Annotated in this window: 15 protein-coding genes; 3 read left to right on the forward strand and 12 right to left on the reverse strand. The window is 68.0% G+C overall.

What is annotated here, in order from left to right; translation table 11 throughout:
• Window positions 1-51: 51 nt before the first annotated feature.
• From LEL84_RS08085 to LEL84_RS08100, 4 genes are read right to left on the reverse strand one after another with little or no spacing between them, the layout of a single operon-like run.
• A complete protein-coding gene (locus LEL84_RS08085) occupies window positions 52-654 on the reverse strand; it encodes a hypothetical protein (RefSeq protein WP_226513757.1) in 603 nt (200 codons plus the stop codon).
• Window positions 654-1607, reverse strand: coding sequence for a mechanosensitive ion channel family protein (locus tag LEL84_RS08090; protein WP_226513758.1), 954 nt, complete (start codon window positions 1605-1607; stop codon window positions 654-656). Before LEL84_RS08090 ends, LEL84_RS08085 begins: the two co-directional genes overlap by 1 nt.
• Entirely contained in the window at window positions 1607-2722 is a 1116-nt protein-coding gene (gene prfB, locus LEL84_RS08095) for a peptide chain release factor 2 (protein WP_137810754.1), read from the reverse strand. Before prfB ends, LEL84_RS08090 begins: the two co-directional genes overlap by 1 nt.
• Before the next feature lie 46 nt (window positions 2723-2768).
• Window positions 2769-3161 (reverse strand): hypothetical protein, encoded by a 393-nt coding sequence (locus LEL84_RS08100; protein ID WP_226513759.1) that lies wholly within the window; start codon window positions 3159-3161, stop codon window positions 2769-2771.
• A gap of 19 nt (window positions 3162-3180) precedes the next feature.
• Between LEL84_RS08100 and hisN the strand changes: the two genes are divergently transcribed.
• Window positions 3181-3990, forward strand: coding sequence for a histidinol-phosphatase (hisN, locus tag LEL84_RS08105; protein WP_068971867.1), 810 nt, complete (start codon window positions 3181-3183; stop codon window positions 3988-3990).
• A gap of 114 nt (window positions 3991-4104) precedes the next feature.
• Here the strand turns inward: hisN and LEL84_RS08110 are convergent, their stop codons facing one another.
• Window positions 4105-4764 (reverse strand): MBL fold metallo-hydrolase, encoded by a 660-nt coding sequence (locus LEL84_RS08110; protein ID WP_065631562.1) that lies wholly within the window; start codon window positions 4762-4764, stop codon window positions 4105-4107.
• Between the two features lie 17 nt (window positions 4765-4781).
• Entirely contained in the window at window positions 4782-5240 is a 459-nt protein-coding gene (locus LEL84_RS08115; protein ID WP_058253673.1) for a DUF2752 domain-containing protein, read from the reverse strand.
• Window positions 5241-5419: 179 nt separating this feature from the next.
• Between LEL84_RS08115 and LEL84_RS08120 the strand changes: the two genes are divergently transcribed.
• Window positions 5420-6790: an acyl-CoA dehydrogenase family protein gene (locus LEL84_RS08120; RefSeq protein WP_065631579.1), complete on the forward strand. Its 1371-nt coding sequence runs from the start codon at window positions 5420-5422 to the stop codon at window positions 6788-6790.
• A 33-nt stretch (window positions 6791-6823) separates the two neighbouring features.
• Window positions 6824-8047, forward strand: coding sequence for an acyl-CoA dehydrogenase family protein (locus tag LEL84_RS08125; protein WP_068971866.1), 1224 nt, complete (start codon window positions 6824-6826; stop codon window positions 8045-8047).
• Between the two features lie 73 nt (window positions 8048-8120).
• Here the strand turns inward: LEL84_RS08125 and crcB are convergent, their stop codons facing one another.
• The 6 genes from crcB to LEL84_RS08155 all read right to left on the reverse strand — a co-directional run bounded on the left by crcB (window position 8121) and on the right by LEL84_RS08155 (window position 12718).
• Window positions 8121-8489: a fluoride efflux transporter CrcB gene (crcB, locus tag LEL84_RS08130; protein ID WP_175401157.1), complete on the reverse strand. Its 369-nt coding sequence runs from the start codon at window positions 8487-8489 to the stop codon at window positions 8121-8123.
• Entirely contained in the window at window positions 8486-8950 is a 465-nt protein-coding gene (locus tag LEL84_RS08135) for a fluoride efflux transporter FluC (protein ID WP_068971865.1), read from the reverse strand. Before LEL84_RS08135 ends, crcB begins: the two co-directional genes overlap by 4 nt.
• A gap of 14 nt (window positions 8951-8964) precedes the next feature.
• Window positions 8965-9447 (reverse strand): DUF6790 family protein, encoded by a 483-nt coding sequence (locus LEL84_RS08140; protein WP_065631566.1) that lies wholly within the window; start codon window positions 9445-9447, stop codon window positions 8965-8967.
• A gap of 4 nt (window positions 9448-9451) precedes the next feature.
• Window positions 9452-11332 (reverse strand): propionyl-CoA synthetase, encoded by a 1881-nt coding sequence (locus LEL84_RS08145; RefSeq protein WP_226513760.1) that lies wholly within the window; start codon window positions 11330-11332, stop codon window positions 9452-9454.
• 118 nt (window positions 11333-11450) lie between these two features.
• Window positions 11451-12050: an MSMEG_1061 family FMN-dependent PPOX-type flavoprotein gene (locus LEL84_RS08150; RefSeq protein ID WP_211539436.1), complete on the reverse strand. Its 600-nt coding sequence runs from the start codon at window positions 12048-12050 to the stop codon at window positions 11451-11453.
• A gap of 26 nt (window positions 12051-12076) precedes the next feature.
• Window positions 12077-12718, reverse strand: a complete 642-nt coding sequence (locus tag LEL84_RS08155; protein ID WP_226513761.1) for a universal stress protein — start codon at window positions 12716-12718, stop codon at window positions 12077-12079.
• Window positions 12719-12851 lie beyond the last annotated feature (133 nt).

A 12851-nucleotide genomic window follows, 5' to 3' on the forward strand; every position in this document is an offset into this window, starting at 1 on the left:
GCACGACGCCCCAGCTCAGCCACCCGCCTGACCAGCGAATTCCCCGCCGGTTCAGCGTGTCGGGACCGTGGTGGTCGGCGTCTGTCCGCCGAAATTCGGGAGCGGGATGTTGGGCAGACCCGGGATGGTCTCGCGGCTCGTACCGGGCGCGGGCGCCGGGGCCCCGTCCGTCGACGAGCCGTCCGTACCCTCGACGCCACTGGTCGAGTCGGTCGTCGACGGTTCCGTCGAGGTGGTGGTCGTGGATGACGACGTCGACGGTGGCGGCTCGTACGTCGGTTCGACCGTCTGCGATGTCGTCGGCGCGGGCCGTGCCGGTGAGTACACCACACCGTAGCGCTGCGAGGTGTATCCGTACAGCACGCAACAGGCGAGGAAGACCGTAACCAAGATCGCGGTGCTGGTCCGCATCCGGGTGCGGGCGATGTGCCGCCAGTCGTGCCCTCGCTTGCCGTCGGACTCGTCCGGCGACTGCTGCGGCGGTCGGGCCTCGGGGGGGATGCCCTGCGTCGGGATGATCTGTGTCGGGGCGTCGTCGGCGGGGATGTCTCTACCAGGCCCACCCTCGCCGGGCTGCTCGTCGTGGGGCAGGCTCTCGTCAGCCCTGTCCCCAGCCGGCCCGTTCCGGCGCGGGGAATTCGGTGTCTCAGCCATCAGTCTCCCCCGTCCCGAATGCCCTGATCGGCGTGTGTCGCCGGCGGCCCACCCGCGGATCGGACATCGCGGGCGGGCACATTGATGCCCTCACGCGCGAGCGCTCGGATGATGTGGACGCGCAGCGCGCGCCCGACCTCGAACTGCTTGCCCGGAAGCGTACGGGTGACCATGCGCACCGTGATGGCGTCGAGCTCGAGGCTGATGACACCGAGGGACGACGGTGCGTCGAGAAGGAGGTCGTGCCACCGGGGCAGGGCATAGAACTCGCGGCCGACCCGGTCGAGCGTGTCGTTGACGAGCCCGATGTCGGCTTCGGACGGGACCGGGACATCGACGACGGCGCGTGCCCAGTCCTTGGACAGGTTGGTGGCCTTGACGATCTGGCCGTTGGGGACGGTGATGACCTCGCCCTCGGCGGTGCGCAGTTTGGTCACCCGCAGCGTCACGTCCTCGACGGTTCCCTCGGCCGGCGCGTTGCCCGTCACCGTCAGGTTGACGACGTCGCCGTAGCCGTACTGCTTCTCCGCGACGACGAAGAAACCGGCGAGGATGTCCTGCACGATGCGCTGCGCACCGAAGCCGAGGGCGGCACCGATCACCGCGGTGGGTCCGGTCAACCCGCTCAGCGGAATGCCGAACACCGACAGGGTGTGCACGATGACGATGATCCCGATCACCACGATCAGCGTCCACGCCACCACGTCGACCAGTGCGCGACGGTGTTTGGCGTCCTCGGTCTGCACGATGAGGTCGCTGGTGGAGAACCGCGAGTCCACCCGGGAGGCGTACTTGTCGGCGCCCCACCGGATCAATCGGGCGAGTAGCACCGCGCCCAGGATCCAGATGAGGATCTCCAAGCCGTTGGTGGCCATCCACACGTAGACCCGACCGATCAGGACCTCGGTCGGGCTCGGCGGCGCGGCGAGCAGCAGGACTGCGGGGTCGGGCATCACGCTTCGGCGGTCGCCATCCGCCAGCGAATCCCGGCTTCGATGAACTTGTCCAGCTCGCCGTCGAGCACCGACGTCGGGTTGTTGTCCTCGACGCCGGTCCGCAGGTCCTTCACCATCTGGTACGGGTGCAGCACGTACGACCGCATCTGGTTGCCCCAGCTCGAACCGCCGTCACCCTTCAGCGCGTCGAGTTCGGCGCGTTCCTCCTGCCGTTTGCGGTCGAGCAGTTTGGCCTGCAGGACGCGCATCGCCGACGCCTTGTTCTGCAACTGGCTCTTCTCGTTCTGACAGGTCACGACGATGCCGGTGGGAATGTGGGTGAGGCGAACCGCGGAATCGGTCGTGTTGACCGACTGCCCGCCAGGACCCGAGGACCGGTAGACGTCGACCTTGATGTCGTTCTCGTCGACGTCGATGTGGTCGGTGGTCTCGACCACCGGCAACACCTCGACCTCGGCGAAGGACGTCTGTCGTCGGCTCTGGTTGTCGAACGGGCTGATCCGCACGAGTCGGTGCGTACCCTGCTCGACCGAGAGCGTGCCGTACATGTACGGGGCCTTCACCGCGAACGTCGCGCTCTTGAGGCCCGCTTCTTCGGCGTAGGAGGTGTCGTAGACCTCGACCCCGTACCCCTTCTGCTCGGCCCACCGGATGTACATGCGCATGAGCATCTGCGCCCAGTCCGCCGCGTCGACGCCGCCCGCACCGGAGCGGATGTTGACGACCGCGTCGCGCGAGTCGTACTCGCCGGCGAGCATTGTCTTGACCTCCATCGCCTCGATGTCGGTCCGCAGGCTCTCACGTTCGGCATCGGCGTCGGCCAGCGCAGCCGTCTTGTCGTCACCCTCTTCGGCCTCGGCGAGCTCGTAGAGCACGGGTAGATCCTCGAGGCGCTGCCGCAACTCCGAGACCTTCCGGAACTCGGACTGCGCGTGCGAGAGCTCGCTGGTCACCTTCTGGGCGTGGTCCTGGTCGTTCCACAGGTCGGGATCCGAGGCCTGCATCTCCAGCTCGTCGATGCGACGACGGAGCTCCTCGAGGTCGAGCACCTTCTCCACGGTGGTCAAGGTGGCGTCGAGGGATTCGAGGTCTGCGGTCACGTCGGGATGCACGGTGATCCAGAGTACCGACAGACGGGCACGCGAGCGCCCGGGAGGATCAGACTGGGTCGGGGCCGGGTTCGGGCATGACCCCGAACCGCCACGACGTCGCCGCCTTCTGCGGTTTGTACAGGACCGGGAGATCGTCACCGATCTGGGGCCAGGGGTCGCCCGCGCCGAGCACGAGCGTTCCGTACACTTCGGTGGGACTGGTCTCGGGACCGACGATCGTCCCGGAGATGGTGCAGAACCGGTTTCCGTCCTTGTCGGCCGCGCTCTTGGTCGGCTCGTCGTCGCGGTCGGAGACCCCGACGACCGTGAACGTGCCCTGCACGAACTGAGAGGCCTTGGCCGCCGACATCGGCTGCGGGTTGCGGCCGCGCTGCCACTGCACCACCAGCACCACCACGAGAGCCGCGATCAACAGGGTGAACGTCACGGTCAGCAACATGACAGCTACCCTACCGGGCATGTCCGTCCCTCCCGGTCCGACGACGTTCAGCGATGACCTCGAGCTCGCGCTCTCCCTCGCCGACTCCGCCGACGCGCTCACCATGGACCGCTTCGGCGCCGTGGACCTGAAGGTGGACGACAAGCCGGATCTCACACCGGTGTCCGATGCCGACCTGGCGTGCGAAACCCTGATCCGCGAACGCCTTTCGGCCCGTCGTCCCGCCGACACCGTGCTCGGTGAGGAGTTCGGCGGCGACGCCGTGTTCTCCGGGCGGCAGTGGGTCGTCGATCCCATCGACGGGACCAAAAACTTCGTCCGCGGCGTCCCGGTATGGGCCACGCTGATCGCGCTCCTCATCGACGGCGTACCCACGGTCGGGGTTGTCTCGGCACCGGCACTTCGCCGACGCTGGTGGGCGGCAACAGGTCTCGGTGCGCACGTGCGTTTCGACGAGGATGTCCGACGCCTGTCGGTGTCCGGGGTGGCCGATCTAGGGTCGGCGAGCCTCGCGTTCTCGAGCCTGTCGGGCTGGGCCGATCGCGGCATCCGCGGGAAGTTCATCGACCTCACCGACCGGGTGTGGCGCGTGCGCGGCTACGGCGACTTCTTCAACTACTGCCTCGTCGCCGAGGGCGCGGTCGACGTGACCGCCGAACCCGAGGTCTCGCTGTGGGACCTGGCGCCGCTCGACATCCTGGTACGCGAGGCAGGCGGACGCTTCACCGCCCTCGACGGCACGCCCGGACCCGCCGGCGGCAGTGCGATCGCCAGCAACGGACTGCTGCACGACGAGGTGCTGGGAGCGCTGCGCGTCGACCCTTCGTGACGCTCGCAAGCTCGCTCCTCAGGGACCGGAGGGAGCCCGCTCGCAGGCCCCCCTCGCTGGTTGAGCCGGTGAGGAGCGCAGCGACGAACCGAGTCGAAGCCACCTCCCGGCCCCTCACACCTGCGTGGCGCTCTCCTTCTCCAGCACCGTGAACTCGGTCGCGTCGTCCTTCATGTCCGCGAGTCGCCCGTAGTGGATGCCGCTGCCGGCGTCGGACAGGACCGCCTGATGGATGGGGACGGCGACGCGCGGCGCCATCGCCCGGAGGTAGTCGACCGATTCGCTGAGTTTCATCCACGGCGCGGCCGACGGCAGCGCGAGAACATCGACATGCTCGAACGGAATGTAGAACGAGTCCCCCGGATGCATGAATTGGCCCGGCTGGTCGGCGGTCCCGAGGACATAGGCGACGTTGTCGATGACCGGGATCTCGGGATGGATGACGGCATGCCGGCCGCCGGTGAAACGCGCGGTGAGTGAACCGATCTCGATCTGGTCGCCGCTGCGGGCGGCCGTCCACGCGCCGGCCACGTCGTCGTCGTTGAGCTGCTTGGTCGTCTGGGGATCGGCGTAGAGGATCGCGTCGGGGTTCGCGGCGACGAGGTCGGGCAGCTTCGCGACGTCGCAGTGGTCGGGATGCTGGTGGGTGATCAGGATCGCGTCGAGATCGTCGATGTCGTCGAACCCGTGGGAGAAGTTTCCCGGGTCGAACAGCACCTTGGTCCCGTCGATCTCGACGAGCAGACAGGAATGGCCGAAGTGGGTGATCTGCATGACTCCACTCTGCCCGTTCACACGACGACCGGGAAGAACCCCCACCCGAACGCGGCGTCGAGGATCCGCACGAAACCGTAGGTCAGCCACACCCCCAGCAGGACGGCACCGACGGGTCCGAGCACGCGGTCGCGCCAACCGGCGAGCGGCGCCCCGCGACGGCGCACCAGGGTGACCGTCGCCGCGACGACGGTCACCGCGGTCAGCACCAGGAACACCGGACCGAAGGCATTGAAGGTGAACGCGGACCCGACGTCGCCGTGCATGAAGGCAACCCAGCTCCGGGTGAGTCCGCAGCCGGGACACGGAAGGCCGGTCATCACCGCGAACGGACACAGCGGCGGTCCGCTCTCCACACCACTCGGACTGAACACACACGCGGCGCCGAGCGCGGCGGCACCGACCACCGCGACGGTCGTCGCGCCCACCACCTGAGTGCCTGATAAGCCCTGTTCGCGGCGGTGATCGAGGGTCATGCGGCCAGCGTAGCGGGTGTGCGGAACGGTGGTGTCGGGCAAGTGCGTGACAAACTTCTTACTCCGAAGTAAGGTATGGACTTACTACCGGGTAAGATAGGTCGCATCGACCCTCCACCCACACGTGGATCCACGCACAGACCCCCACCGGGGCGACTGGAAAGAAACGGCTGGTGATCATGACAACCCACACCGAACCGCGCGACACCTCCGCAGTCGGCCGCAACCCGCACCCGCGCAACTTCATCGGCACCGCGATGCGCGTCCTGACCACGGTGACGGGCTCCGAGTTCGCCGAGAAGTACAAGATCCGCGAACCGATCAACCGCATCGCCTACCAGGGCACCAAGACCGGATTCCAGACCCTCGGGGCGGCGAACCGAGCGTTCAAGGCCGCTCAGGGCGGCGGCTCGGGCCTGGCCAAGCGTCTCACCAGCACGCCCAAGGACTACTTCAACCTCACCCCCGACGACGAACAGCAGATGATCGCCGAGACGGTGAAGGAGTTCGCCACCGAGCTCCTGCGTCCGGCGGCACACGATGCCGACGCCGCCGCGGCGGCCCCCGAAGACCTGGTCAAGCGGTCTGCCGAGCTCGGCATCACCATGATCAACGTCCCCGAGGAGTTCGAGGGCGCCGCCTCCGAGCGCGGGGTCGTGACCAACGCGCTCGTCGCCGAGGCGATGGCCTACGGCGACATGGGCCTGGCGCTTCCGCTCCTCGCGCCGAGTGGCGTGGCCACCACCCTGACCAACTTCGGTACCGACGAGCAGCAGCGCACCTACCTGCCCGACTTCGCCGGGGAGAACGTGCCCCAGTCCGCGGTCGTCATCGCCGAGCCGCGTCCGCTGTTCGACGCCTTCTCGTTGAGCACCAAGGCAACTCGCGTGCCGAGCGGGTTCCGTCTCAACGGTGTCAAGTCCTTCGTCCCGGCTGCCGGCTCGTCGGAACTGTTCATCGTCGGCGCCCAGCTCGACGGCAAGCCGGCCCTCTTCATCGTCGAATCCGACACGAAGGGTCTGATCGTCGAGGCCGACCCGGGCATGGGTGTGCGCGCCGCGGGCATGGGTCGTCTGCTGCTGCAGGACGTCGCCGTACCGGCGACCGCCATCATCGGCGGCGAGGCCGACGCCGCGACGTCGGCGTACCGCGACGTCGTTCGCCTGTCCCGGCTGGGCTGGTCGGCGCTGGCCGCGGGCACCGCGCGCGCCGTCCTCGACTACGTCATCCCCTACGTGAACGAGCGCGAGGCGTTCGGCGAGCCGATCTCCAACCGTCAGGCGGTGGCCTTCATGGTCGCCACGATGGCGACCGAGGTCGACTCGATCCGCCTCGTCACGCTGCGCGGTGCCGCGCGCGCCGAGCAGGGTCTGTCCTTCGCCCGCGAAGCCGCACTGGCGCGCAAGCTGACCATCGACAAGGGGCTGCAGATCGGCCTCGACGGCGTCCAGCTACTCGGCGGCCACGGCTTCACCAAGGAACACCCCGTCGAGCGGTGGTACCGCGATCTCCGCGGTGCCGGCATCGGCGAAGGCATCGTCGTCCTCTGACCGCGTTTTGCGAACGTAGCGAAAGAACCTTTCATGAGCATCAATCTCGAACTCCCGAAGAAGCTGCGCGTCACCGTCGACCAGGCCCATCAGGCGGCCGCGGAGATCTTCCGGCCCATCTCGCGCAAGTACGACCTGCGCGAGCACGACTACCCCGTCGAACTCGACACGCTGGCAAGTCTTTACGACGGTCTGTCCGAGACCGGACAGGCCGGTGCGGGCGCCGACGGCGGACGTAGCCAACAGAAGAAGGACAAGCCCAAGGCCGAGGGCGCCGTGGTCAACGGCGGCAACATGCAGTCCGTCGTCAACGTGATGGAGACCTCCTGGGGCGATGTCGGCCTCATGCTCTCGATTCCCTATCAGGGACTGGGGAACTCGGCGATCGCCGCCGTCGCGACCGACGAGCAGCTCGAGCGCTTCGGCAAGGTGTGGGCCGCCATGGCCATCACCGAGCCCGGCTTCGGCTCCGACTCGGCCGCCGTCTCGACCACCGCCACCCTCGACGGCGACGAATACGTCATCAACGGCGAGAAGATCTACGTGACAGCGGGATCCCGCGCCACCCACATCGTCGTCTGGGCGACCGTCGACAAGAGCGCCGGCCGCGCCGCCATCAAGAGCTTCGTGGTGCCGCGTACCCATCCGGGTGTCACCGTCGAACGCCTCGAGCACAAGCTCGGTATCAAGGTTTCCGACACCGCGGCGATCCGCTTCGAGAACTGCCGGATCCCGAAGGAGAACCTGCTCGGCTCACCCGAGGTCGACACCAAGAAGGGCTTCGGCGGGGTCATGCAGACCTTCGACAACACCCGTCCGCTGGTGGCCGGCATGGCCGTCGGCGTGACCCGTGCCGCGCTCGAGGAACTGCGCGCGATCCTCGACGAGGCCGGCATCGAGGTCGACTACGATCGGCCTGCCGCCGACCAGCACGCCGCCGCTGCCGAGTTCCTGCGCATGGAGGCGGATTTCGAGGCCGCGTACCTGCACACCATGCGGGCCGCCTGGATGGCCGACAACAAGCAGCCGAACTCGACCGAGGCGTCGATGTCGAAGGCGAAGGCGGGCCGCACCGCCACCGACGTCACCAACAAGGTCGTCGAACTCACCGGCACCCTCGGCTACTCGGAGCGGTTGCTGGTGGAGAAATGGGCACGCGACTCCAAGATCCTCGACATCTTCGAGGGCACCCAGCAGATCCAGAATCTGATCATCGCCCGGCGGGTGCTGAACAAGAGCAGCGCCGAACTCAAGTGATCATCTGACACAACGCCTCTCGGCCCCGCGACGGAGCTTCCGTCGCGGGGCCGAGTCGTTCGTGGGCCGGCGATCAGACGAGCCGCACCACCCACACGGCGGCCGCGCACGCGAACACCGACGCGACCAGCGTTCCGACGGCGTACGCGGCGGACCGCCACCTGTCCTCCTGCTGCCCCAGCCGCACCGTCTCGAACGCAGCCGTGCTGAAAGTCGTGTAGCCACCGCAGAATCCGGTCCCGAGGACCAGCTGCCAGTCGTGCGGCGCCCCGTGGAAGACGACGAGACCGGCGAGCACACCCAACAGTGCCGACCCGCTGACGTTGATCGCGAGGGTGCCCCAGGGCGTCGTCGACGGCCATCGGTGTCGAATCGCTCCGTCGACGACGAACCGGGTGACGGCTCCGAGCGCTCCCGCCACCATCACGGCGAACGCGATCACGATCGTTCCCTCCGCCCGGCGATCGTCGATGCGACTCCGATCCCGCAACCCGCCGCGAGAACCCCCAGCACCACGCTCAGCACCGCATACATGGTTGCGGTCACGACCGCCGAAGCCCGTGTCAGTTCGGTGATCTCCAGCGCGAAGGTGCTGTAGGTGGTCAGCGCCCCACAGATGCCGGTGCCGCCGAAGAGACGGATGCGCTGGCGCCATCCGTCGTCGGGTCCCGAACGCACTAGCAACTCGAGCAACGCTCCCAGCACGAACGCGCCGGCGACGTTCACCCCGAACGTCGCCCAGGGCCACTGCCCTTCGACGACCGGGAACGAGTTCTCGGCCCACAGCCGGAGCCCGGTGCCGAGAATCCCGCCGGCGAACACCCAGGCGACGGCCTGCACACGCAGGTGCACAGGGCGTTCGTCCGGATCGACCGGGAGTTCGCGGTGCTCGTCTCGGTGCACGCGCCAAGTCTCCGCTACGTGACCGACACGTACAACACGATCAGGTAGATCGGTACCAGCACGTCGAAGAAGAAGATGGGACCGGCGTTGCCCGCCTTGAAGTTCCGCCGGGTCACCATCTCCCGTGCGTGCCCGACCGCGGCGCCCAGGTAGAACACCGAGAACGCGATGATGGTGGCGAGAGTGAACTCGTCACCGAAACCCGATGCGATCACGCCCAAGACACCCGTCGCCAGGCTGGCGAGCCCGACCTCCCATTGCCACGGCGTCTTCGGGGGCCACCCGATCGACTCGGCGATCGGCTCGCCGAAGAACATGTGGCCGCACCCGGTCATCCATCCCTGGACACCGATCATCCACAGCACGGAGTTCTCGAGCAGATCCCGGCCCAGGTCACCACCCGGGGTCGACGCGTCGACGATCGTGGTGATGATCGTGCCGACCAGCCCGACGAACGGCACCAGCCGGATCGCGGTGCGAAGCACACCATCGAGCATCGACTCAGCCCTCGAGTTGTGCGGCCAGCGCGGTCAGGACGTCGGGGTCCTCGATGGTGGAGGGCACGGTGTACTCCTCGTGGTCGGCGATCTGTCGCATGGTCTTCCGGAGGATCTTGCCCGACCGTGTCTTCGGCAGCGCCGGCACCACCGTCACGTCGCGGAACGTCGCGACGGCCCCGATCTCGTCGCGCACCATGGCCACGAGTTCGGTGCGCAGAGTCTCGGCGTCGATGTCGACGCCGGACTTGAGCACCACGTACCCGCTGGGACGCTGGCCCTTCAGTTCGTCGTGGATGCCGATGACCGCGCACTCGGCCACCGCCGGGTGCGACGCCACCACCGCCTCGATACTGCCCGTCGAGAGACGGTGTCCGGCAACGTTGATCACGTCGTCGGACCGGCCGAGAACGAACACGTAACCGTCGGCGTCGACGTAACCGGAGTCGCCGGTCAGGTAGAAGCCGTCGAACGCCGACAGATACGACTTGCGGTACCGCTCCTCGTCACGCCACAACCCGGCGAGGGTTCCGGGCGGCAGCGGCAGACCGATGACTATGTTGCCCTCCTCGCCCGGGCGCAGCGAATTGCCCTCGGCGTCGACGACGCCCACGCGGTAGCCGGGAACGGGGACCGTCGGCGAGCCCGCCTTGATCGGCATCGGTTCCAGCCCACGGAGATTCGCCGCGATCGCCCAACCGGTCTCGGTCTGCCACCAGTGGTCCACGACCGGGACACCGAGCACCTCCGAGGCCCACGTGAACGTGTCCGGGTCGAGTCGCTCGCCCGCGGCGAACAACGTCTCGAGCGAGGACACATCGTGTGTGCGCAATTCGGCCGCGTCCGGGTCGGCCTTGCGGATGGCGCGGATCGCGGTGGGTGCGGTGAACAACGCCTTCACCCCGTGTTCGCCGATGACACGCCAGAACGCGCCCGCGTCCGGGGTACCGACCGGCTTGCCCTCGTACATCACCGACGTCGCTCCGACGAGCAGGGGCCCGTACACGATGTAGGAGTGTCCGACGACCCACCCGACATCGGAGGCGGTCCACCACACGTCGCCGGCGGAGATGTCGTAGATGTTCGCCATCGACCATGTCAGGGCCACCGCATGCCCGCCGTTGTCGCGGACGACGCCCTTGGGCTTCCCGGTGGTCCCCGAGGTGTAGAGGATGTACAGCGGATCGGTGGCCTTCACCGGAACCGGCTCGACCGGATCGGCCCCGGCGAGCACGTCGTCCCAGTCGAGCCAACCCTCGTGATCCGCTGCAGCACCGCCGATCTCGGGACGGTCCTTGACGATGACGACGCGCGGGGGCGTCGCCGACAACTCGATGGCCTTGGCCACCATCGGCAGATACTCGACGACCCGGCCCGGTTCCAGACCGCCTGAGGCGGTGAGGACGGCGACGGGCTCGGCGTCGTCGATACGGGTCGCGAGCTCACGAGCGGCGAAACCGCCGAAGACCACCGAGTGCACCGCGCCGATCCGCGCGCACGCCAGCATCGCGACGGCCGCCTCGGGGATCATCGGCATGTAGATCACCACGCGATCGCCGTAACCGATCCCCTGCTCGGTGAGGACACCGGCGAATCGTGAGACCTCGTCGAGCAGTTCGGCGTAGGAGTACCGACGGACCTCGCCCACCATCGCCGAGTCCCAGATCAGCGCGGTCCGGTCGCCGTGTCCCGCCGACACATGGCGATCAAGGGCGTTGGCGCAGGTGTTCAGCGTCGCGTCCGGGAACCAGCGGTAGAGCGGGGCGGCCGAGTCGTCGAGTGCGGAGGTGGGTGGGGTGATCCATTCGACGCCGGTGGCGGCGTCGAGCCAGAACGCCTCCCGATCGTCGGCTGCTCGTGTGAACGCTTCGATGTACCGGCCCATGGCCATCCCTTCGCCGTCGTCGGTGAGGGCACCGGTGTCGTCGGTGCCGCATCGCCCTTCGAGGGTATCGGGGTGACCGGGACACCGTGTTCGATCCCGCGCCCGCACCGTCGGCGGGTCAGTAGAGGTAGGGACGGAAGCTGTCCTCGGTGAACCGTTCATTGCCCGCTTCGGGCATCACGCGTCGGGTGATCTCCGCGACCGAGGGCAGCGCGTCGGGTCGCCATGAGTCCGGCTTCCACAGATCGGACCGGAGGAACGCCTTGGGACAGTGGTAGAACACCTCGTCGACGGTGATCTCCACCGCGAGGATCGGTCGCTTACCGCTGACCGTGAGGTCGTCGAAGTAGTCGGCGTCGTCGACGATGCGGGCGCGGCCGTTGATCCGCAGCGTGTCCCCGCGACCGGGTACGACGAAGATGGTGCCCGCGTTGGGGTTCCGGAGTATGTTCACGTAGCCGTCGACACGACGGTTGCCCGGCCGCTCGGGTATCGCGATGTGCCGGTCGTCGATGACGTGGACGACCTTGCCGGCCGGGTCGCCCTTGGGCGACACGTCGATCCGTCCGAGTTCGTCGGCGGTCGCCAGGAACACCATCGGCGACTCCGCGAGCCATTCCCGGTCGACGTCGGCGAGTGAGTTCCGCGCCTTGTCGCGGATGATCTCCATCGGATGGCCGACGATCTCCCGCAGCCTCGACTCGTCGGTGATGTGCATCTGCACATCGTGTCACGCGGCCGTTGCTACGCGGGTCGCGGTGCGGGCGCCGGCCAGGGGAAGGTCCAGGTGGTGTCGCGGACATCGTCGAGCCGCGCCGCCCGTCGGCGCAGATGGACCGACCCGTCGGTGACAATCAGAGTGACGTCGGCGTCGAGTCGTCCGGCGAGACGTCGGGCGGTCCAGCCCGGTCGTGTCCCACCGGTACCGATGACGACGGCACCGGCCCCCACCCGTCCGGCCGCCCGGTGCAGGACCGTCGTCGGGTCGCCGACCTCGCTCATGGTCGACACCGTCCGTGCACCATGCCACCTCGCGAGTTCGGCGGCGGTCCGCAGGGTCTCGTCGACTCCCGCCTGACCGGAGAGCAGGTAGGACTCGTCCTTGAGGACGTCGTGGAGCGTGGTGCTCGCTTCTTTCCGACGACGTCGCGTGGCGCAGATCAGGATCAGGTCGCCGGAATCGCCGAGCAGTCGAACGGCGACCTTCACCGCACGCAGCGAGGCGTCACTCCCGTCGACTCCGACGACGACCGGACGGCCGAACCCCGCGTGGCTCTTCACCGGTACGCCGCGCGCGTCGATCGGCGGGGCCAGGCCGGGATCTGTCGGCATTGGTCGGGTCTCGAGGCGCTCCCAGCGCCGGGGTCGCGTCCGCAGCGTGCTCATGATGTCCTCCTCGGTCGGCGATTTCGCTGCTCACAACGTTATGGAGGCCATCGTCCCGAGTCGCCATCCCGCGGGTTGACCGGTTCTCCACCCCAGGGTGGACGGCGGAATCCACCGTGAGGCGGACGTTCGG

The sequence above is a fragment of the Gordonia sp. WA4-43 genome, assembly GCF_020520305.1.
Classification (GTDB): Bacteria; Actinomycetota; Actinomycetes; order Mycobacteriales; family Mycobacteriaceae; genus Gordonia; species Gordonia hongkongensis.

Excerpts from the sequence above, each read along its gene's own strand:
- LEL84_RS08125 (WP_068971866.1), top strand. The coding sequence starts at position 6,824 with ATGAGCATCAATCTCGAACTCCCGAAGAAGCTGCGCGTCACCGTCGAC.
- LEL84_RS08085 (WP_226513757.1), bottom strand. The coding sequence starts at position 654 with ATGGCTGAGACACCGAATTCCCCGCGCCGGAACGGGCCGGCTGGGGAC.
- LEL84_RS08120 (WP_065631579.1), top strand. The coding sequence starts at position 5,420 with ATGACAACCCACACCGAACCGCGCGACACCTCCGCAGTCGGCCGCAAC.
- LEL84_RS08140 (WP_065631566.1), bottom strand. The coding sequence starts at position 9,447 with ATGCTCGATGGTGTGCTTCGCACCGCGATCCGGCTGGTGCCGTTCGTC.
- LEL84_RS08150 (WP_211539436.1), bottom strand. The coding sequence starts at position 12,050 with ATGCACATCACCGACGAGTCGAGGCTGCGGGAGATCGTCGGCCATCCG.
- LEL84_RS08090 (WP_226513758.1), bottom strand. The coding sequence starts at position 1,607 with ATGCCCGACCCCGCAGTCCTGCTGCTCGCCGCGCCGCCGAGCCCGACC.
- LEL84_RS08100 (WP_226513759.1), bottom strand. The coding sequence starts at position 3,161 with ATGTTGCTGACCGTGACGTTCACCCTGTTGATCGCGGCTCTCGTGGTG.
- LEL84_RS08155 (WP_226513761.1), bottom strand. The coding sequence starts at position 12,718 with ATGAGCACGCTGCGGACGCGACCCCGGCGCTGGGAGCGCCTCGAGACC.
- LEL84_RS08115 (WP_058253673.1), bottom strand. The coding sequence starts at position 5,240 with ATGACCCTCGATCACCGCCGCGAACAGGGCTTATCAGGCACTCAGGTG.
- LEL84_RS08110 (WP_065631562.1), bottom strand. The coding sequence starts at position 4,764 with ATGCAGATCACCCACTTCGGCCATTCCTGTCTGCTCGTCGAGATCGAC.
- hisN (WP_068971867.1), top strand. The coding sequence starts at position 3,181 with ATGTCCGTCCCTCCCGGTCCGACGACGTTCAGCGATGACCTCGAGCTC.
- LEL84_RS08145 (WP_226513760.1), bottom strand. The coding sequence starts at position 11,332 with ATGGGCCGGTACATCGAAGCGTTCACACGAGCAGCCGACGATCGGGAG.